Origin of the sequence: Serratia inhibens (assembly GCF_003591175.1) — a bacterium.
In the GTDB taxonomy this organism is placed as follows: Bacteria; Pseudomonadota; Gammaproteobacteria; order Enterobacterales; family Enterobacteriaceae; genus Serratia; species Serratia inhibens.
Map to the genome: position 1 here is coordinate 1,443,271 of NZ_QYYG01000001.1, position 19,675 is coordinate 1,462,945.

The following is a 19,675-nucleotide window of genomic DNA, read 5'->3' on the forward strand; positions in this document are numbered from 1 at the left end:
AAATGGACAATATTGAGAATAATACGCTAATTGACAACATTCTCATAAAAAAATCAAATTTATTACTTAACTCCATCATGACATGTGCTATGGGACGCCCCACGGCCTTCCTCACGATATATTGTTGATATTTTATTAATTAACAATAGAAAGTCAGTTATTCGAGCGCGACGCATTGACACGCTAACTTTAACAGCATTTTCTGGCATGCCGTACCATTAGTACTATCAATTTTTATCTCTGGGAGTCAAACGATATTCATCATATAGAAATTCAACATGCCATGATTTTGGTTATATACATATCAACTTAGTGTTGATTTATATATGTTGATATTTTTCATTAGCTAATAATAAAAATTTATTCTTTCTTGAGCATTACGTTTAAAAAAGGGAGCAAACACTCCCTTATGAAGTCGTCCTTATAATAAACATCGATTTCTTTTTTCTTTTTTAAATAGGTTGTACTTATTTTTATAAATATCACCATAACTCAACTCTAATACGGCGCCTTCGAAAACCGCAAAGACTTTAATATCTTTATATGGCTGATTTCTTTGTATTCGTCTGCGAATCACCTCAGATTCATTAATCCATCGCACAACTAAATCTTGATTATATGATTCCTTACGCCCCTCAATCATGACTAGACTATTGGCCGATAAGTCGGTCAAAAATACACCATAATCATTTTCTTTGGTGTACTTAGACTGCTTTACTAACTCTTTAAAATCATAGTCAGCACGCTCTTCGTAAATATCAATTATGTCAACTAATTTATATTCTGGATTTGATAAAGTAATATCATTATCAACAATCACCTTTATATTCTCGTCATTATTATATGCATCAATATAAGAATTCAAATTATCATCGTATTTTATTTCTGAATTATCATTTTTCTCTAGAAACTTTACGTATTCTTCTTTTGAGACCACCGAACGCCAAACACCTTCATCGTACACCTTAATAAATTTAACCAAGGGGCTATCGGCATAGTCGAATTCATTTTCGAGCCATTCTATAGGCATGGCCACAAATTTTTCTTTGTTAAAATATTCAAATGCCAAAATATCTTGCTGTTCAAAAATCATATCCAAATCCTTAAGTTACTCTGCTAATTCCTAATTATTACAACTTAGTAAGGTAGCCGCATTCTACCATTATTCATAGTGATAATGTAGGACGCTTTATTTTTACATATGAAACAACACTGTGATGTTGTTAGTGCTTAACACAGCGCTCGCTCTTCATATCATTGGGAATGTGATTTGGCGCGCATTATGCCATAACGAGGATAAGAGATCGCGGGAAGTTTCGGTGACAATTTGAGCAAAGGTGCGGCGGCAGAGGATCATGCGGTTAACCCGACATGCCGGGCCCGATGACTCGGCGCAATGCAAGCCTGCCCGCTGACGGAGGGATACCGGTTAAGCTATTACCGCTTGAAGGTTGCCATGGGCCACTTCACCAAGACATAGAGTAATTCAGTAAATACACTCACATGCACCCATGATTTAAAATACCAAAATATAAATATTTGAATTTTTCTTTTCTTAGAATGTCTGCTTTCAATACCGAAACATCCTCACCCCACTCTTTCTCAAAAATGGATTTGACGTCATTGTGATTTAGTTTACCTAGTTGCTTCAATCCACAAGCTGCATAAAGTTTACTTTCTGCCGTTGCCTTGGGATTATTGGCTATTCTCAAAAAAATATCCGTTGCACTCTTGCTTTTAAGTATGTCTATTACAGCAACTTCTCCCTCACTAATCCTGCCAACAAAGCCATTCATGCCTAAGGAAAAATAACCAACCTGGGATAAGTTGGTTTCTATAGTTTCATAGTGATTTTCATTTGCGTAGCAATAGAGAGAACATAACGAAGTAAAAAACAAAGTAGTAACTATAAAAATCCTTTTCATAACCTCTCCTGTATTCTAAAAAGTTTACCTTACATCCAATCTGACCATATGAATAAAGGTATGGCAAATAAAAATTATAACCGCATTAATTACATGTTTTTTTAAAATCTATAAAACTCAAAACAACTTGTTATTTTATATGGTTTTTATAATTATCACACCGCAACATAAATGACAGCAGACATTTAAAAATATCAAATAACCAAGCCCCCTTACTTCTGTACCCAGTTGTAATTATTTGCCACGTGAAAAATAAATCACAGGAAACCATTTAGATAACTTATAACAGCGCACTTCAATTTACAAAAAACAGATAAATAACGACCTCTGATAATTTAATGAATGGAGCTTACATGCTGGAACACGCTGGCATAGGTTTCCGGATAACCCCCGCTCTGCACCGCAGAGCGGGGGTCGCTGTCTATGCCGCATTTAAAACCGCGTCCCTCAAACCCGCTGACTCAGGCATGCTCGCCGTATCTGACAACACTCAAGCGTTCGTCCCCGGAAGGGGGAACAAAGTAGTGAGTAAGCAGATCGAAAGCCTCTTCGCTTAGTACGAAAGGATGATCGCCCTGCTCATTTCTCAGTTTGATCCGGCTCTTGCATTGCGTATCGCTGACGTCCAGAAAATGCAGGCAATGGCTAACACCGGCGGCGTCCGCCAGTTGTCTGGCCCAAAGACGACGATCCGGCGTGTTCATCGGAAAATCGAGCACCACCGACAATCCATGACGCAGCAGCTGTACAATATGTTCACTCAATACCTGCCGCAGCCGGGCCGAGTAGCGGACGTAATCCTGCAATCCGGCCATCTGTTGTTCATACAGCGTCGCCAGCCAGCTGTCCTCAACAATCAACAGCGTTTGTGGCTGCTGCGACAAGCGGTTTGCCAACGTCGACTTGCCTGAACCGGCTTTGCCGCACATCAGATGTAAAACAGCCTGGGGGTGATTTTCCATGACGTCCTCCTGGGTGATGGCCAGCAGGAGGAGAGATTGCCCCGCCTTACTGGCGGGTTTTGGCTTGAAAGAGACGCGCTATCCCACCACTCTGAGAATGGTGATAATAATCAGCGCGAATACAAAACGTTTTTTGTTCATCCACTATCAATAGAATAAAGCCTGGAGTTCTGTCAACAGCAAAACCCGTCTCGCATTAACCTGCGTGATAGCCGCAGCTATCCGGCGGCGCTTGATCCCGCTGATCCAAACCATAGTCACGCACCACCTCTGCCACCCGCAGGCGATACTGCACCAGTACATCATGGCGGCCACGCGCCTGCGCAGCCCGGTGCTGCTCGATATTGCGCCACTGTTTTACCGCCTCTTCATCCCGCCAGAAGGACAGCGACAGCAACCGCTGCGGATCGGCCAGGCTTTGAAAGCGCTCGATGGAGATAAATCCGTCAATCTCCGCCAACAGCGGCTTTAGCTCTGCCGCCAGCTTAAGGTAGGTTTCACGCTGCCCGTCGGCGGCCTGCAATTCAAAAATAACGGCAATCATAGAGAGTTCCTGTCAGGAAGATTAACCCTATCCTAAGGCTAGACCTACAGCCATACTTCGTCTAACCTCGAAGTATGAATGACATCGATATCGAAGATCGCCTGGCGGCCCTGACCGCCGCCATCGCCGACCGTACCCGTGCGCGCATGTTGTGCCTGCTGATGGACGGGCGCGCCTATACCGCCACCGAGCTCAGCGCCGCCGTGGATGTCGCCGCCTCTACCGCCAGCGGGCATTTGGCGCGTTTGCAGGAACAGAGGTTGATCGCCTGCGTCAAACAGGGGCGCTATCGCTATTTCCGCCTGGCGGGGCAACCGGTGGCCGATGTGCTGGAAACGCTGATGGCGCTGGCCGGTGTCGAACGGCCGACGGTGAAAACCACTACCCCCACCTCGCTGCAATTCGCCCGCACCTGCTACGATCATATGGCCGGCGAGGTGGCGGTAAAACTGCATGACCGTTTGCATCAGTTGGCCTGGCTGGTGGGCGAAGAAGACTACCGGCTGAGCGAGGCGGGGCAGACTGCCCTGACGCGGTTGGGCGTCGACTGTACGCCAGCGCCTTCGCGGCGGCGCTTCGCCTGCGGTTGCCTGGACTGGAGCGAACGCAAGGCTCATCTCGGTGGCGCACTTGGCTCAGCGATGCTTAACGCTTTTATCGAGCGCGGCTGGATAAGGCGCCGGCTCGATAGCCGCGAGCTGCAACTCACCGCCGCCGGCAAGAATGCCCTGAAAGCACATTTTGACCTCACTGTTTAACCCCGCAACGCGCTAGCTTTGGTGCAATACTTATTAGGCAAACCGTCAACCCGAGGACTCTTCATGCTCGATCAAACTCAATTTCCCATCACCAAACTGTGGCCGGCACAGCATCCGGAACGGCTGCAGCTTTACTCGCTGCCAACGCCTAACGGCGTAAAAGTCTCCATCATGCTGGAGGAAATCGGCCTGCCGTATGAAGCGCATCTGATCGATATCGGCAAGAATGAAACCTGGACGCCGGAATTTCTGTCGCTGAACCCGAACGGTAAAATACCATCAATCATCGATCCCGAAGGCCCAGGCGGCAAGCCGCTGCCGCTGTTTGAATCCGGCGCCATCCTGCTGTATCTGGCAGAGAAAAGCGGTCAATTCCTGCCACAGGATCCCGCGCAGCGTTACGAAACCATCCAATGGGTATTTTTCCAGATGGCCGCGGTCGGCCCGATGTTCGGCCAGCTCGGCTTCTTCCACCGGTTCGCCGGGCGCGAATACGAAGATAAACGCCCGCTGGAGCGTTATAAAAATGAATCCAAACGCCTGCTCGGCGTGCTGGAAAGCCGCCTCGAAGGCCGCGAGTGGATCATGGGCGAGGATTACACCATCGCCGACATTTCACTGCTGGGCTGGGTGCGCAACCTGATCGGTTTCTATGAGGCGCGCGAACTGGTGGAATTCGACAGTTTCCCACGGGTGGGGCAATGGCTGGAGCGCGGTTTGGCGCGCCCGGCAGTACAACGCGGTCTGAATATTCCCGCTCGCAACGAATAATTTATTGCCTGGGATAGCCGCCGGCTATCCCATTTCAGCCCCCCGTATCGTCATAAAAGTGTCACATCCCTGCACTACTCTCCCTGCCTAACAAATTGATATATGTTGAATTATGACAAGGAGTTTTCCCCATGCAGCAATCCCTTTCCCTGATCGCCGGTGCCGTGTTATCCGCCCTGCTTTGTTCTGCCGCCTTCGCCGATGAAACACCGGCCAATACCGCTGGTCTTTCCGAGCGCGCGGCTCGCGGCAACATCGTTGAGCCCGGCGGCGCACGCCGCCTGAGCGGCGATCAAACCGCCGCGCTGAAAGCCTCGCTGTCTGACAAAACGGTCAAAAACGTGATTTTATTGATCGGCGACGGCATGGGCGATTCTGAAATCACCTCGGCACGCAACTATGCAGAAGGTGCGGGCGGCTATTTTAAAGGTATCGATGCCCTGCCGTTGACCGGCCAATACACCCATTACTCGCTGGATAAGAAAACCCACAAACCGAATTACGTGACGGATTCCGCCGCCTCGGCGAGCGCGTGGTCCACCGGCGTAAAAACCTATAACGGCGCGCTGGCGGTTGACGTCAACGGCAAGGACCAGCCGACGCTGCTGGAAATCGCCAAGGCAGCGGGTAAAGCCACCGGCAACGTCTCCACCGCCGAGCTGCAGGATGCCACGCCGGCCGCGCAGGTTTCGCATGTCACCTCACGCAAATGTTACGGCCCGGAAGAAACCAGCGAAAAATGCGCCACCAATGCGTTGGAAAATGGCGGCCGCGGCTCGATCACCGAGCAATTGCTCAAAACCCGCGCCGACGTCACGCTGGGCGGCGGGGCGAAATCCTTTAATCAGCTGGCGAAAAGCGGCGAATGGCAGGGGAAATCATTGAAAGACCAGGCAACCGCACTCGGCTATCAGTGGGTGGAAAACCTCGATGGCCTGAATGCCGTCAGCGTGGCCAATCAGCAAAAACCGCTGCTGGGGCTGTTTGCCGCCGGCAATATGCCGGTGCGCTGGCAGGGCCCGAAAGCCTCGCATCACGGTAATATCGACCAACCGGCGGTCACCTGCGAAAACAACCCGGCGCGTACTGCCGACATCCCAACGTTGGCGGCGATGACCGAAAAAGCGATCGACCTGTTGAAGACCCAGCAGAACGGTTTCTTCCTGCAGGTGGAAGGCGCATCGATAGACAAGCAGGATCATGATGCCAACCCTTGCGGCCAGTTCGGCGAAACTGTCGATCTGGATGAAGCGGTACAGAAAGCGCTGGCCTTCGCCCGCGCCGACGGCAACACCCTGGTGATCGTCACTGCCGACCATGCCCACTCCAGCCAGATTATTGCCGTCGATGCCAAAGCCCCAGGCCTGACGCAAACACTGACCACCAAAGACGGTGCGCCAATGACCATCAGCTATGGCAATTCGGAAGAAGGCTCTCAGGGACACACCGGCACCCAGTTGCGCGTTGCCGCCTACGGCCCGCATGCCGCTAACGTCGTGGGCCTGACCGATCAAACCGACCTGTTCTATACCATGCGCGACGCGATGGCGATTAAGTAAGCTGGTGGCCCGGCTCGGTCGGCGTAGTCGAGCGGCTGGGCCCGCGCAAAGAGGCACACCTGCGGCAAAACGCCCGTTTCAACGGCGAATGGGCGACGAGTTTATTTACGCCTTGTTGAACCCAGAGTGACAGCGCAGGCTGCCATAGCGCGTTCTAGGCATCTGCCAGCATCTTCGCCGCCATTTGCTTATAGCTCTCCACCAGTTCACGGCCCTCATCGGGGCCGGTACTGACCGCCAGGCGCATCGTCGCCTCCCCCAAATGCATCAGCAGAAAAGCGGCATTTTCAACCGCAACGGGATCCGCCTGTGGCCGCAAACGCCGTATCGCCGCTGCCAGCAACGCACCGTTCAACCGGCTTTCCGCCACCTCTTCTTCGCGCAGCGTTTTGTTGGCCTGCGTCGCCGCCCAGATGTCCCGCATGACGGGCTCGGCCATAAACAAGGCATAATATTCGTCAATCAGGCAGCCAAAAGCTGCAATCAAGTGAGGAAAATCTTGCACCTGAGTTAAACACTGTTCAATGCACTCACGCGCTTCCTGATTATAACGCTGTGCCAACACGCGCACGATAGCGGTCTTATCCGGGAAGTACTGATACAGCGCCCCAATGGAAATACCGGCATTTTGCGCCACTTCGCTCATGCGCATCGCATCGCTACCCTGCCGGGCTATCAGCGCGGTGGCACAACCCAGGATCAGTTCCACCTTCTCGCGGCTCCGCGTCTGGCTGGGTTTACGCCGCAACGCAGGCGGATTTTTTTGCTTGTCATTCATCAGCATCGTCCTTTGACCCAAAAACTACCTTGACAATAATACGAGGGTTTATCATATTTACAAAACATGAGTAATACTCACATTTTGGAGATGAACGATGGATAACAGCGATATGACCTCACCGATACTGGTTTTAGGTGCTACCGGTAAAACCGGCAGCCGTGTAGCGGCGCGTTTGCAACAGCAAGGCGTGGCAATACGCGCCGGCCATCGTGGCGCCGCCATTCCTTTTGACTGGGAGGACAGCGACAGTTGGCAACCGGCCTTACAGGATGTGAAAAAGGTGTATCTCAGCTTCCAACCCGATCTGGCCGTGCCGGGCGCCATCGACACCGTTGAACGTTTTTGCCGACAGGCGGTAACGGGCGGTGTGCAAAAGATCGTGTTGCTCAGCGGGCGCGGAGAAGACGAAGCTCGCCAGGCAGAAGAAGTGGTAGAGCGCAGCGGCGCGGACTGGACGATATTGCGCGCCAGCTGGTTTATGCAAAACTTCAGCGAAAGCTTTATTCTCGATGAGCTGCTGAACGGCACGGTTTATTTGCCGCCGGGTGAAATTCCAGAACCCTTTATTGATGCCGACGATATCGCCGACGCTGCGGTCGCCGCTCTCACCCAACCCGGCCACAGCAATGCTGTGTATGAGTTAACCGGCCCGCGACTGATGACGTTTGAACAAGCCATTAGCGAGATTGCCGCTGCCAGCGGACGCGAGATTCTCTATCGGCAGGTGCCGATAGCCGATTACGTCGGTTATCTGCGCGAGGCGCAATTGCCGGAGGAGATGGTCAGCTTGCTGGAGTATTTATTCAGTACGGTGCTGGACGGACGCAATGCGTCACTGACCGACGGCGTCCAGCGCAGCCTTGGGCGTCCGGCGCGCGATTTCAGCGCCTATGCCACCGACACCGCAACCCGCGGTATTTGGCAACCGCGCTAATCGGATGCTGGCCGCCTCACGGCGGCCATTTTCTTTTTGTTACCGGCCACGCTTTGCAATTGATCGTTAAATATTGTGTGATAAGGCAATATCGTTTAAATCGGCGACAATTAAACCCTGCTAATTCAGCGGTTATATTTAGCCCGCAATAATAAATGAATTATTCCGGCCTATATTTCTCTTTTTTTAGTTACAAAAGTAGTTTTTAACATTCTCGCAAACAATAATATCCCCTCAGTAACCTGAGTTGAACAATCCGCCTCCAGATGGCCTGTAATAATCCACTTTTCGTTAAAGAAAACTATTAACAAAAAGACATTATCACTGCAATTCGGCTCATGCCGGGCGGTCTGTTTTGACTTATTTCCAGGGTAACTCCCGATAAATTCTTTCACCTGCAATGAGTAGAATTTACACATAAGAGATTTGATTTAATGAGAAAATTACTCGTCCTGATCTTCTGTCTGAATCTGTTCGGCGTCACGCAACAGGCTGCAGCAGAAGAGAATAAGACCGTCGATGTGGTACTGATTGGCGGCGGTATCATGAGCGCCACCCTGGGGACTTACCTGCATGAGCTGGAGCCGAACTGGTCCATCGACATGTATGAGCGCATGAGCGGCGTTGCGGAAGAAAGTTCCAACGGCTGGAATAATGCCGGTACCGGCCACTCCGCTTTCGCCGAAATGAACTACACCCCAGAGAAAGAAGACGGCACCATTGATATCAGCAAAGCCGTGGTGGTTAACGAGTCTTTTGAGATTTCTCGTCAGTTCTGGTCTTATCAGGTAAAACATAACGTCCTGAAAGATCCAAAATCCTTTATTAACAGCGTGCCGCACATGAGCTTTGTCTGGGGTGACGATAACGTCAACTTCCTGCGCAAACGCTATGCGGCACTGCAGCACAGCACCCTGTTCCGTGGGATGGAATACTCCGAAGACCCCAACCAGATTAAACAGTGGGCGCCGCTGGTGATGAACGGCCGCGATCCGGCGCAGAAAATTGCCGCGACCCGCATGCCGCTGGGTACCGACGTCAACTTTGGCGTGATCACCCATCAACTGGTGGATACGCTGACCAAAAATCCTAACTTCAAGCTGAACCTGAGCCATGAAGTGCGCGACATCAAACGCAACGCCGACAACACCTGGCGCGTAACCGTGGCCGATCTGAACCGTGACGGTAAAGAAACCACCGTTAACGCCAAATTCGTGTTTATCGGTGCAGGCGGCGCATCCCTGACGCTGCTGCAGAAATCCGGCATTCCTGAAGCCGACGGCTACGGCGGCTTCCCGGTCGGCGGCCAGTTCCTGGTGACCAGCAACCCGGAAGTGGCGAATCAGCATCTGGCCAAGGTTTACGGTCTGGCCAGCGTAGGTTCGCCGCCAATGTCGGTTCCGCACCTGGATACCCGCATGCTGGATGGCAAGCGCGTCGTGCTGTTCGGGCCATTCGCCACCTTCTCCAGCAAGTTCCTGAAAAACGGTTCGCTGTTCGATCTGCTGCACTCGCTGAGCACGTCTAACCTGATGCCGATGACCCACGTCGGGCTGGATAACTTCGACCTGGTGAAATACCTGGTTGGCCAGTTGATGATGAACGACGATGACCGTTTCGCTGCGCTGAAAGAGTACTTCCCTGAGGCCAAACAGGCCGACTGGAAGCTGTGGACCGCTGGCCAACGCGTGCAGATCATCAAGAAAGATGATGAGAAAGGCGGCGTGTTGCAGTTCGGCACCGAAGTGGTCAGCTCCGAGGACGGCAGCATCGCCGCCCTGCTCGGCGCATCACCGGGTGCCTCTACCGCTGCGCCAATCATGCTGCACCTGATGGAAAAAGTGTTCAAAGATAAAGTGGCGACGCCGGAATGGCAGAGCAAGCTGAAAGAGATCATTCCATCCTATGGTCACAAGCTGAACGGCGATATTGAAATGACCAACAAGATCCGCGGCTACACCAGCAGCGTCTTGCAGTTGGACTATATCGAAGTGAAGCCGGAAACCAACTGACCGACGTTTGTTCTCCCTTCCATCAAGGCCGCCTCGCGCGGCCTTTTTTGTTTCCCCACGGCTGGGAAAGCACTTTTAGCCACCTTTAGCCCCCCAGTTAACACTTGCGTAACCCGATTCCGCGGCCTATTATCAAAGAACTAACTTGGATAATTACTCTTACCTACTGTGACCTGAATGCCGTACCGCGGGAGAACTTAAACAATGGATCGCGTCAATATCATTCACGATTTGCTGAACTGGATTGAAACTCACCTGGATCAACCGCTGCTGTTGGACAACGTGGCGGCGAAGTCAGGCTACTCCAAATGGCACCTGCAAAGGATGTTCCGCAGCACCACCGGCCATGCGCTGGGCAGCTATATCCGCGAGCGTCGCCTGTCACAGGCTGCGCAGGCGCTGCGTTCGACCCCACGCCCTATTCTCGACATCGCACTGCAGTTCCATTTTGATTCCCAACCGTCATTTTCACGCGCGTTTAAAAAACAGTTCGGCAAAACGCCGGCGGTGTATCGCCGCACTACGCGCTGGGACGTGGTGGAAATGCGTCCGCAACCCATAGCGCCGCTGAACGGGCACCGGCACGAGTCGCCGGGCGTGCATTTATGGTATGCGGGGAAATGCGTGGATAGCGCCTGCACTCATTGGATGGGCCTGCGCTGAGGCGACTAAAAAGCAAAAAGCCAATGGGCAACCCCATTGGCTTTTTTAATGCCCGCAATACTCAGTTGTATTCGATGGTAAAGGTTGCGGTCGACTTGATATTGCCGCCTTTGATCGTGGTACCGGTACGGTAGTAACGGGCTTTCAACGGCAGGGTCAGGGTGTTGGCCTGGTTTGGCACGGTACGGCCGGCATTGACCGCATCGCCATTCTTGATAGGTTGCGTCGTGGTGCCCGTCAACAGCTGCACGGCAACGCCGGAGGCCGTATTGGCACCGGGCTGCGATTTGATCACGCCTGGCGCATTGGAGGTATCCTGATCGTAATTGAAACGCACATTCACAATCCCCTGCCCGGCACTGCCCGGCAGCAGATCTTCACCGACGCCGCCAACGCAGTTAATGTTGATATCAAACGCTTTTTCACCCTGGGTTGAGCCAACGCCGCCAAAAGAGGCGGCCGTAACGCTGTCCAGATTGACCACCTTGTCCTTTGAGCCACTGTCGACGTTACAGGTTGAGGTGACAATCGTCAGGCTGTTGGCGTCGACAATCGATTGCAGCAAGGGCAACCCAGGACCGCTACCATCCATATAATAGTTGGTATATAACCCGGTTGTCAGTTGGCCGGTGCCTGTCTGAGCCGCCGTTTTCACCACATCGATCTTGAAGTAACCGCCGTTCAGGTTAACGGTCGTGTTCCCGCCCAGCCGTAAGGTATGCGGGTAAAAGGTGCTGATCGATCCTGCTTCACGATACAAACGGATGCCAATTCCCGGAATATTGGTGCTCCAGACGTTGGTCAGAGTAGAGCGGCTCCCCTGCAATATCTGGCCGATGGCGCTACCGCCACTGCTGTTGCAACGACCGATACCGTTCACGGCATTAATCGGGAACTGGCCGGTGACCAGGGTATCACCGACCTGGCTGCCAGGCGTGACCAGCACGCGTCCGAGCTTCATATTGATCACCTGAGCCTTGTAACCGCTGTTGACCGTACAGCTGGCGTAAGCGCTCTGACCGGCGGCCATCAACACGCCGAACAGCGCCAACCGTTGAACCGCCGTTTTGTTCAGCGAAAGAACACGCGTTAATTTCATCATTTGCAACTCGCTTCAATAATTTCGTAGTCAGTATTGCCCTGCGCTTTCGCGCTGTAGCTGACAGAACACTGCTGCGTCGGCTGCGTGCCCCATTTCACCTGTAACAACCCTTTTTGCGCTTCCGTACGCAAGTAGATACGGCTGCCCTGGCCAACGATGCCCACCACCTGATTGCGGGTATCCAGCACTTCCGAGCCAAATGGCAACGCATTACCGTCCGGGCCGAGGGCATGGATGATCAACGCCTGGCCTTTGATGGTCTTGAACTCCAGCCGTGCGATGGCGCCGGCGTAAGGCGCAATCTGCTGGCTGCTGCTTTCCAATTCCACATCGCGCGACATGCCGCTCGGATCGAGCGTGACGCTGGTCATGCGGTATGGCGCCACATAAGGGACCACCGCATAGCCGTTGTCATCGATACGCACGCCCGGCGAGTTGGTCACGATAGCCCCGGCGGCGTCCGGCGCCTCGACCAGCACCATGGTCTGGCCGCGCTGCGGCGTCATGGTCACCCCGCCGCTGTGGGCCACTACACTGCCCGATGCGCCGATCGACGACTGGCGATAATCTTTGCCATAGCTGTAAGAGCCGTTCAGCGTCGAGAACCGGCTACGGTATTCGCCGCTTACGCTGCTGTTGGTGCCGCCGGATTGATCGTTGGCCAGCGTCGCGCTGTAGCTGACGTTGTTATCTTCACCGGTAGAACCGTTGATACCCACGCGGCTGCTGTCGTAGCCGTTATCGGTATAGCCCAGTGAACTGTTCAGGCTCAGGGTCTGCGAACCGACGCTGAACGGGATCGACAGCGTCAGGTAATAACGGGTTTCATCGCGGTTATACATGTCCGAGGTACGCATGGCGGACAGGCCATAGGTAACGCGGCCATAATAGTTGTTATAACCCACCTGATATTGCTTGGTGCTGCCGCCCCGGTTCCAGTAATCGCGAACCGAACCAGTGATATACAAAGAGCCGAAGTTATCGCCCAGCCCCTGATTCAGGGTCAGCTGGTATTCGCTGCGCTGGCGGTTAACGGCGTCGGCGCTCAGGTTCTTGCGTTCGTTGTCTCGCGAGTAAACGGCGTCACGCAACGAAAGGTAACCGGAGGTGGAATAGCGATAAGCGGCGATGGTGAAGTTGGTGTTGGTTTCAGTCATCAACTTGCTGTAGCTGAGCTTATAACTCTGGCCGGATTGGTCGCCCTGCTTCAGGCGGGTATTGGCCTGGGTCACATCCAGAGCAAAGGCACCGATCGGCGTTGCCACCGCGCTCCCCAACAGCACGGCGCTGTAACCGTCACTGGCGATAGCACCGGTGTAACCGGTGATGATATTGGTGAACCCGCGCTGATAAGTCGCCTGGAACATATCGGGTTCCTTGCTCAAATTATCATCGCGTACTCGGCCGGCGGTCAGGGCATAACGCTGGATCCCCGGGCGCAACATCTGCGCTACCGAAGCGTAAGGCACGCTGAACTGACGCTTGCTGCCGTCGGCCTCGTTGACGGTGACGTCCAAATCGCCGCCGTAACCGGTAGGGTAAAGATCGTTAATCACGAATTCACCCGGGGCAACGGTAGTCTGGTAGATCAACTGGTTATTCTGACGGATCTCCACCAGCGCGTTACTTTGCGCCACGCCGCGCACCACGGGCGCATAGCCGTTCAGAGAGTCAGGCAGCATGCGGTCATCCGTCGCGACCTGCACGCCGCGAAAACCGATAGAATCAAAGAACTCGCCGCTGGTATAGGTATCGCCCAACGTCAGCATGCCGCGCACGGCCGGGATGGCGCGCTGTGCGTAAGTGGCGGTGTTTTGCCAATGGGTGCTTTCGTTGGAGCGCCAGTTGACGTTAGAGTCGTGGCGCAACTGCCAACCGGCCACGTTTAACCCGGCGTTCAGAGTCAGGTAGGCATTGGTTGAATCCGCGCTGCTGCCGTTGGCGGAACTGTGGGTATTAAAGGCATTAAAATTATACGACAGGCTGCCGGCGGTAATGCCGCGATCCCAGAATTTCGGGTCAACGTAACCACGCGCACTGCGGCGCAGCGACGCCTGCGGGATACTGATATCCATACGCAGCGAACTGGTATCAAGGCGGTAATAGGCTTCCGGCACCCACTGCGACAGGCTCTTACAGGTATCGGTATTGACCGACGGATCGCTGCTCAACGCCGCAGTATCCACACCGAATTCATCCAGCGACAGCAGAGAAAAACAGGTATCGGCACTGTTTTTACCCGGCACGTTTTTGAAATCGATACTTTTTTTGCCTTTCCACTCGCCGTTAACGTAAACATCAAGCGAGTATTTGCCTGCCAGAATAGGGTTACCGTCGCGGAAACGCGAAAGATCGACCCCTTGCGCCTCCCCAATCAGGAAGCTGCTGTTGAAGGTCGCTTCAACCGGTGCAGTGGGCTTTTTGCTGTCGGCAGCGATTTCCGCCCGGGCAAAGCCGGGGGCAGCCAGGAAAAGCGCGCCACCGGTCAACAACAGAATCGATTTATAGTTAAATAGCGCCAGTTTAACGGCCGCGGAGATAGGCAACTCTTTCATATAAAAGCATTCCTTTACCAAATTAAGCTCACCCCGCCGACAGCTTGCGCTCTGGGATATGAGTCTCTCTTCCAAGAGTTACTTTTGCTTATTCTTAGTGCGGGACACGCGTCCGCCAAAATCGTTGATGGTGGTAAATGCAACGTCCGCAATGCGCGAGCTGTCACCGGAAAACGACAGCGTTTTTTCCTGGCCTGGGGCCAGCATGTCGCCGTGTGGCGCCAACGGCACTTTCTTCTGGTTGACGACGGCATTGATTTCAGTGAACGACACGTAATACGGCGTTGGGTTTTTCACGCTGACGCCGGCGCCGCTAAAGCGCCACTGCAGTTTTTCAGGCGCATCGTTCGCTTCGCCAGTCAGGCCGGCCGGACGATACAGCAGTTTGACGCGGGTGCGGAAAGCCACCTGTAAAAAGTTCTCAGGCGTGCTGTTGTTTGCCCCGGTCGGCGCAGGAGGGATCTCCAGTACGTTCAACCAGAACAGGGATTCTTTGTCTTGTGCCAATGCTGACGTGGTCAGGGAAACACGCAGCGCCTGGCCGGTCGCCGGTTCAACACGGCTGATTGGCGGGGAAACGATAAACGGCGCCTTGCTGTTCTCTGGCGTGGTTTTCGCATCGCCTTCGTCAATCCAGGATTGGACCAATGCCGGTGAAGTTCCATTATTTGATAATTGGACGGTAACTTCCCGTTGTTTTCCCGGATAAATAATACGCGTACCGTTAATGATGACACTGGAAAAAACGCTGCTGCTGAATAGCGTGGCGATCAGCAATACACTGTATTTTTTAAATGAATTTTTCATTATTTTATCACTAGGGTAGGGAAAAGCGGCGGGAGTATTATCCCCCGCCCGAATAAGAATATGACTTATTGGTAAATGATGGTGTACTGAACGCTTGAAGTCACATCACCAGCGCCGGCAGCATTGGTCGCGTAATATTCAGCGTAGTAGTTCAGGTCAGCAGAATCGCCTTCGTTAGCAACGGTAACCCACTGAGAGTTATTCTGTGCGCCATTGGTGCCGGCTGCCAGAATTGGCAGGAACTGGTTGTTGCTACCCAGCAACTGAATTTGCACGTTGGTCGCTGCATCAGTCTGCGCCTGGTTGTTCAGACGGCCAGTGTTGAAATCAACCGTTGCGCCTGGTTCGAAATAAGTGGCTACCTGGCCTTTAGAACATTGGGTCAGGTTGATTGCAAATGGCGTACGGCCGGCAGTCGCGCTCTGAGTTGCCAGAGTTGAAGCAGAAACGGTTGGCAGAGTTACGGTGAAGTCTTTACCGCCTGGGGTGCTGATAGTACAAGTCTGGTCAGTCACTTTACCGTTGAAAGTAATAGTACCGTCAGCCGCTTGTGCAGAGAAAGAAGAAATAGTCGCGGCGCTTGCAGCCAATGCCAATACGGCAGACAGTTTAGAAATTTTCATATTTAGACTCTCGATGAATTAATACAACTATTAAGTACATTCAGCGATGCTACTCCTTGTCAGGAATGAAGCCCCGATGAATCCATTGCCCGGCGAAATATAGACTAGGCATATTCTTATTGTTAAATCGTTTATAACATTCATATCCCACTCCTTGATAGGAAAAAACTATCAACAAATACCTATCGATCGATGTTGACGATTTAACTGAATAGGAATAATCTGTGTTTTGAAAAGCCAGGCAGTGCAACATTTTACTTTAAGTCATGATTATCAGGATATTATCCTGTAAATTTACATTTAGTTACCTTTGAAATCATTTGGACTTCACGACAAATTGCGCGTTTAATGGTCTGCAAGCACCCTGACACGTCCCGGTGACGATAAATAAGATAATTACCAATAAACAGCCTGTTTTTAATTTTTTTATCTTTAAAAAACAAACAGTTGTATATCAATCAAGGGATTGAGGAATGAGCAGTTCTTTTAGAGCGAAAAATAACGGAATTAATTACGTTTTCCAGCCAATGTTCGGAAAATCCGGACAATTGCTGGCCGTTGAATGCTTATCCCGATTCACTTTCAATAGCGAATACGCTCATTTCTCCCCTGAACAGTTTTTTCGATCTGCCGATAGCGCCACCCGAATTGAGATTCTGTTAGAACAAGTCAGTCTGATAGAAAAATATAATCACTGGTTTCGCGATAATCAGGTTATCGCCACATTGAACGTGGACGATCATTCTCTGAGATCGCTGGCCAACGACCATTTTGCAGAAAGAATTCGCGCCACTCATTGTATTCATTTTGAAATCAGCGAGAACTCAACCCGGTTGGTAAAAGATCGGGTTCATGGCGATCCTTCGCTGAAAAGTTATTCATTTTGGCTGGATGATTTTGGTTCTGGTTACGCCGGTTTTTCCGCGTTGTATAACAGCCAGTTCCGCTTCGTTAAGCTCGACCGTTTTTTGTTATGGGATTTTATGAAAAAGTCCGGCGGCGATGGCTTAATGCGCGCTTTATTGCGTTTTTTTTACCTTAATCATTACAAGGTAATCATCGAAGGAGTTGAAACTCCCGACCATAAAAAATGGCTGGACGAAATGCCATATTACGCACTGCAGGGAAAGCTGTGGAAGGAATCCGACATCAAGGATTTGAACTCGCTTCTTACAGCGGAATACTTTTAACTCATTATTGGTATCTGCCATTATGTCTAAAAACAATGTCCTTGTTATTAGTGAGTGTAAGTACAGCTATGTCGGCCTTTCGGTGTTAGTGAAAAAACATTACGGCAAGTACGATATCAGACTGTTTTCGGATTTTATGCAAGGTGGATCCAAGGCGGAAAAGATAATTAAGCACGATATAGCGTTGATCTTTACTTCGCAAAATCTGGAGCAAAGCGTCAATGTCATTGAAAGCCTGGTGTCAATGCATCAGCAATACAACACCAAAACGCGGATCCTGGTGTTTTATGATGATGAACGCGTAGTGAAACTGCTGTCGATACTGGGTATTTCCGTTGAATTGGTCTCAACCCGCATTCCACTTTATTCGCTGCAGGAAAAAATACAAAACCTGTTGGAAAGCAAAGAGGCCGGCGGGATAAAAATGCAGAAAACCCGTGAGCTTAGCCCGGCGGAAAGCGATGTCATCTTCAACCTGCTGCGTGGCGACAGCCTGCTGCACATTGCCCAGAAGCGCGGCACGCACCCCAAAACCATTTTCTCGCAAAAATACAGCGCGATGAAAAAGCTGCGTTTGCGCAGCATGAGCACCATCTTCGTCGCCGGTAAATAACCCTTCAGGCCGCTATCTTGCGGCCTGGCTTCGTGGCGTCAGGTTAAATTAATGTAACAATTAACAACAAAGCAGCAACAGCCACATAACCCTCCTGTCTATTGGTTACGATTTGCCCACCGGATTTTCCCGCGAGCCATGTCGTATGGATTAAATAAAAACATCAGGAGATGTTATGAAATCATCCTTATTCAGCCGTTATACCTGCTTTGTTTTGAGCATCTTGCTTGCGCTGGCGTCATTGGCGCTATCGCCGCAACAGCCCTGGTTCTGGTTGCCGACAATCCTTTTCGGTTGCCTGAGCGCACTGGGAATTTACGATCTGACTCAGCAACGTCACGCCATCTGCCGTAACTACCCGATCATCGGCCGCCTGCGCTTTTTCTTCGAATTTATCCGCCCGGAAATACGCCAGTATTTACTGGAAGAAGATAACGCGCAGATCCCGTTCTCACGTACTCAACGCACGCTGGTCTATCGCCGTGCCAAAAATGAAATGGGCGACAAACCCTTCGGTACCCAACTGGACGTTTATCAAACCGGCTATGAATGCATCGGCCATTCCATGCGCCCGGTGACAGCATCAGATCCCACCAGTTTTCGCGTGGCGATCGGCGGCCCGGATTGCCGCCAGCCCTATTCCGCCTCGATCTTTAATATCTCCGCCATGAGCTTCGGCGCGCTGTCGGCCAACGCTATCCGCGCCCTTAATCTTGGTGCAGCCAAAGGCAATTTCTATCATGACACCGGCGAGGGCAGCATCAGCCGCTATCACCGCGAGCACGGCGGCGACCTGGTGTGGGAACTGGGCAGCGGCTATTTCGGCTGCCGCACCGCCGACGGCCATTTCGATCCGCAGCGCTTCGCCGAGCAGGCAAAAAGCCCGCAGGTAAAAATGATTGAAATCAAACTCAGCCAGGGTGCCAAACCGGGCCATGGCGGCATTCTGCCGGCGAAAAAAGTGGATGCCGAAATTGCCGCCACGCGCGGCGTGCCCGAAGGGGAAGACTGCATTTCTCCGGCCTCGCACAGCGCCTTCACCACCCCGGTGGAAATGATGCATTTTATCCAGCAGTTGCGTGAACTGTCCGGCGGTAAACCTGTGGGGTTTAAGCTGTGCATCGGCCACCCGTGGGAATTTGTCGCCATCGCCAAGGCAATGCTGCATACCCAGATTTTGCCGGACTTTATCGTAGTAGACGGCAAGGAAGGCGGCACCGGCGCCGCACCGCTTGAGTTGTCCAACTATATGGGCATGCCGTTGCGCGAAGGGTTGCTGTTCGTCCACAACACCCTGGTAGGCTGCGGCCTGCGCGACAAGGTCAGGGTCGGCGCCAGCGGCAAAATCATCAGCGCCTTCGACATCGCCAGCGTGCTGGTGCTGGGCGCCGACTGGGTGAACTCGGCGCGCGGTTTCATGTTCGCCGTCGGCTGCATTCAGTCGCAAAGCTGCCACACCAACCACTGCCCAACCGGCGTCGCTACTCAGGACCCTTTGCGGCAAAAAGCATTAGTGGTGCCGAACAAGGCAGAACGCGTTTACCACTTCCACCAAAATACGGTCAAAGCGCTGGCGGAAATGCTGGCCGCGGCCGGCGTCAGCCGCCCGGAGCAGTTGACGTCTCACCATATGCTAAGGCGCATTACCTCGACCGAAATCAAGGTCTATGCGGACATCTATTACTACCTGGAGCCGGGCGCATTGCTGGAGGAAGAGATTAAAAGCGACTTTTACGCCCGTATGTGGCGCATGGCGACACCCAACAGTTTCGATCAGGCGATCTCGCTGCCGGCTTAACAGAAGAGAGAAAGTATTGCCCCCTCGCCTCGGGGAAGAGCATTGGAGAGGGGGTGCTTGCTACGGCGGCCCTCCCCC

General features: G+C 52.2%; 18 protein-coding genes. 9 read left to right on the forward strand and 9 right to left on the reverse strand.

Annotation, left to right across the window (positions count from 1 at the left end; genetic code table 11):
- Positions 1-421 precede the first annotated feature (421 nt).
- From D4100_RS06825 to D4100_RS06840, 4 genes are all read right to left on the reverse strand, one after another.
- The gene (locus D4100_RS06825) at positions 422-1,093 is read right to left on the reverse strand and encodes a hypothetical protein (protein WP_119803708.1); all 672 of its coding nucleotides are present in this window, start codon (positions 1,091-1,093) and stop codon (positions 422-424) included.
- Positions 1,094-1,499: 406 nt separating this feature from the next.
- Positions 1,500-1,925 carry an MchS3 family protein gene (gene mchS3 / locus D4100_RS06830; protein WP_119803710.1) on the reverse strand — a complete coding sequence of 142 codons (426 nt, stop codon included), beginning with the start codon at positions 1,923-1,925 and terminating at the stop codon, positions 1,500-1,502.
- A 461-nt stretch (positions 1,926-2,386) separates the two neighbouring features.
- Positions 2,387-2,887 (reverse strand): P-loop nucleotide/nucleoside kinase family protein, encoded by a 501-nt coding sequence (locus D4100_RS06835; protein ID WP_119803712.1) that lies wholly within the window; start codon positions 2,885-2,887, stop codon positions 2,387-2,389.
- Between the two features lie 196 nt (positions 2,888-3,083).
- Positions 3,084-3,431, reverse strand: coding sequence for an antibiotic biosynthesis monooxygenase family protein (locus D4100_RS06840; protein ID WP_006322149.1), 348 nt, complete (start codon positions 3,429-3,431; stop codon positions 3,084-3,086).
- Between the two features lie 74 nt (positions 3,432-3,505).
- On the opposite strand from D4100_RS06840, the gene D4100_RS06845 reads away from it, so the two are divergent.
- From D4100_RS06845 to phoA, 3 genes are all read left to right on the forward strand, one after another.
- Positions 3,506-4,189, forward strand: a complete 684-nt coding sequence (locus D4100_RS06845; protein WP_119803714.1) for an ArsR/SmtB family transcription factor — start codon at positions 3,506-3,508, stop codon at positions 4,187-4,189.
- A 63-nt stretch (positions 4,190-4,252) separates the two neighbouring features.
- A complete protein-coding gene (locus D4100_RS06850) occupies positions 4,253-4,960 on the forward strand; it encodes a glutathione S-transferase N-terminal domain-containing protein (RefSeq protein WP_006322145.1) in 708 nt (235 codons plus the stop codon).
- A 131-nt stretch (positions 4,961-5,091) separates the two neighbouring features.
- Positions 5,092-6,519 carry an alkaline phosphatase gene (gene phoA / locus D4100_RS06855; RefSeq protein ID WP_119803716.1) on the forward strand — a complete coding sequence of 476 codons (1,428 nt, stop codon included), beginning with the start codon at positions 5,092-5,094 and terminating at the stop codon, positions 6,517-6,519.
- Positions 6,520-6,673: 154 nt separating this feature from the next.
- Here the strand turns inward: phoA and D4100_RS06865 are convergent, their stop codons facing one another.
- Complete coding sequence (locus D4100_RS06865; RefSeq protein WP_119803718.1) at positions 6,674-7,297, reverse strand: TetR/AcrR family transcriptional regulator; 624 nt, start codon at positions 7,295-7,297, stop codon at positions 6,674-6,676.
- 97 nt (positions 7,298-7,394) lie between these two features.
- On the opposite strand from D4100_RS06865, the gene D4100_RS06870 reads away from it, so the two are divergent.
- The 3 genes from D4100_RS06870 to D4100_RS06880 all read left to right on the forward strand — a co-directional run bounded on the left by D4100_RS06870 (position 7,395) and on the right by D4100_RS06880 (position 10,909).
- On the forward strand, positions 7,395-8,234 hold the full coding sequence (locus tag D4100_RS06870; protein ID WP_119803720.1) for an NmrA family NAD(P)-binding protein: 840 nt from the start codon (positions 7,395-7,397) through the stop codon (positions 8,232-8,234).
- Positions 8,235-8,668: 434 nt separating this feature from the next.
- Positions 8,669-10,246, forward strand: coding sequence for a malate dehydrogenase (quinone) (gene mqo, locus D4100_RS06875; protein WP_119803722.1), 1,578 nt, complete (start codon positions 8,669-8,671; stop codon positions 10,244-10,246).
- Positions 10,247-10,450: 204 nt separating this feature from the next.
- On the forward strand, positions 10,451-10,909 hold the full coding sequence (locus D4100_RS06880; protein ID WP_006322135.1) for a helix-turn-helix domain-containing protein: 459 nt from the start codon (positions 10,451-10,453) through the stop codon (positions 10,907-10,909).
- Positions 10,910-10,970: 61 nt separating this feature from the next.
- Here the strand turns inward: D4100_RS06880 and D4100_RS06885 are convergent, their stop codons facing one another.
- The 4 genes from D4100_RS06885 to D4100_RS06900 all read right to left on the reverse strand — a co-directional run bounded on the left by D4100_RS06885 (position 10,971) and on the right by D4100_RS06900 (position 15,996).
- Positions 10,971-12,011: a fimbrial protein gene (locus D4100_RS06885; RefSeq protein ID WP_006322133.1), complete on the reverse strand. Its 1,041-nt coding sequence runs from the start codon at positions 12,009-12,011 to the stop codon at positions 10,971-10,973.
- Positions 12,008-14,566, reverse strand: coding sequence for a fimbria/pilus outer membrane usher protein (locus D4100_RS06890; protein ID WP_119803724.1), 2,559 nt, complete (start codon positions 14,564-14,566; stop codon positions 12,008-12,010). Before D4100_RS06890 ends, D4100_RS06885 begins: the two co-directional genes overlap by 4 nt.
- 78 nt (positions 14,567-14,644) lie before the next feature.
- The gene (locus tag D4100_RS06895) at positions 14,645-15,373 is read right to left on the reverse strand and encodes a fimbrial biogenesis chaperone (protein ID WP_006322129.1); all 729 of its coding nucleotides are present in this window, start codon (positions 15,371-15,373) and stop codon (positions 14,645-14,647) included.
- A 65-nt stretch (positions 15,374-15,438) separates the two neighbouring features.
- Positions 15,439-15,996: a fimbrial protein gene (locus D4100_RS06900; protein ID WP_006322127.1), complete on the reverse strand. Its 558-nt coding sequence runs from the start codon at positions 15,994-15,996 to the stop codon at positions 15,439-15,441.
- Between the two features lie 473 nt (positions 15,997-16,469).
- Here D4100_RS06900 and D4100_RS06905 point away from each other — a divergent pair, with 473 nt between their 5' ends.
- The 3 genes from D4100_RS06905 (at position 16,470) to D4100_RS06915 (ending at position 19,597) form a co-directional block, all read left to right on the forward strand.
- Positions 16,470-17,186 (forward strand): EAL domain-containing protein, encoded by a 717-nt coding sequence (locus tag D4100_RS06905; RefSeq protein ID WP_043913167.1) that lies wholly within the window; start codon positions 16,470-16,472, stop codon positions 17,184-17,186.
- Between the two features lie 22 nt (positions 17,187-17,208).
- The gene (locus tag D4100_RS06910; protein ID WP_043913165.1) at positions 17,209-17,799 is read left to right on the forward strand and encodes a LuxR family transcriptional regulator; all 591 of its coding nucleotides are present in this window, start codon (positions 17,209-17,211) and stop codon (positions 17,797-17,799) included.
- Between the two features lie 175 nt (positions 17,800-17,974).
- A complete protein-coding gene (locus D4100_RS06915; protein WP_006322124.1) occupies positions 17,975-19,597 on the forward strand; it encodes an FMN-binding glutamate synthase family protein in 1,623 nt (540 codons plus the stop codon).
- The last annotated feature ends 78 nt before the right edge of the window (positions 19,598-19,675 follow it).

Excerpts from the sequence above, each read along its gene's own strand:
- D4100_RS06835 (WP_119803712.1), bottom strand. The coding sequence starts at position 2,887 with ATGGAAAATCACCCCCAGGCTGTTTTACATCTGATGTGCGGCAAAGCC.
- D4100_RS06870 (WP_119803720.1), top strand. The coding sequence starts at position 7,395 with ATGGATAACAGCGATATGACCTCACCGATACTGGTTTTAGGTGCTACC.
- D4100_RS06880 (WP_006322135.1), top strand. The coding sequence starts at position 10,451 with ATGGATCGCGTCAATATCATTCACGATTTGCTGAACTGGATTGAAACT.
- D4100_RS06905 (WP_043913167.1), top strand. The coding sequence starts at position 16,470 with ATGAGCAGTTCTTTTAGAGCGAAAAATAACGGAATTAATTACGTTTTC.
- D4100_RS06910 (WP_043913165.1), top strand. The coding sequence starts at position 17,209 with ATGTCTAAAAACAATGTCCTTGTTATTAGTGAGTGTAAGTACAGCTAT.
- mqo (WP_119803722.1), top strand. The coding sequence starts at position 8,669 with ATGAGAAAATTACTCGTCCTGATCTTCTGTCTGAATCTGTTCGGCGTC.
- phoA (WP_119803716.1), top strand. The coding sequence starts at position 5,092 with ATGCAGCAATCCCTTTCCCTGATCGCCGGTGCCGTGTTATCCGCCCTG.
- D4100_RS06895 (WP_006322129.1), bottom strand. The coding sequence starts at position 15,373 with ATGAAAAATTCATTTAAAAAATACAGTGTATTGCTGATCGCCACGCTA.
- mchS3 (WP_119803710.1), bottom strand. The coding sequence starts at position 1,925 with ATGAAAAGGATTTTTATAGTTACTACTTTGTTTTTTACTTCGTTATGT.
- D4100_RS06840 (WP_006322149.1), bottom strand. The coding sequence starts at position 3,431 with ATGATTGCCGTTATTTTTGAATTGCAGGCCGCCGACGGGCAGCGTGAA.
- D4100_RS06850 (WP_006322145.1), top strand. The coding sequence starts at position 4,253 with ATGCTCGATCAAACTCAATTTCCCATCACCAAACTGTGGCCGGCACAG.
- D4100_RS06915 (WP_006322124.1), top strand. The coding sequence starts at position 17,975 with ATGAAATCATCCTTATTCAGCCGTTATACCTGCTTTGTTTTGAGCATC.
- D4100_RS06865 (WP_119803718.1), bottom strand. The coding sequence starts at position 7,297 with ATGAATGACAAGCAAAAAAATCCGCCTGCGTTGCGGCGTAAACCCAGC.
- D4100_RS06885 (WP_006322133.1), bottom strand. The coding sequence starts at position 12,011 with ATGATGAAATTAACGCGTGTTCTTTCGCTGAACAAAACGGCGGTTCAA.
- D4100_RS06900 (WP_006322127.1), bottom strand. The coding sequence starts at position 15,996 with ATGAAAATTTCTAAACTGTCTGCCGTATTGGCATTGGCTGCAAGCGCC.
- D4100_RS06845 (WP_119803714.1), top strand. The coding sequence starts at position 3,506 with ATGAATGACATCGATATCGAAGATCGCCTGGCGGCCCTGACCGCCGCC.
- D4100_RS06825 (WP_119803708.1), bottom strand. The coding sequence starts at position 1,093 with ATGATTTTTGAACAGCAAGATATTTTGGCATTTGAATATTTTAACAAA.
- D4100_RS06890 (WP_119803724.1), bottom strand. The coding sequence starts at position 14,566 with ATGAAAGAGTTGCCTATCTCCGCGGCCGTTAAACTGGCGCTATTTAAC.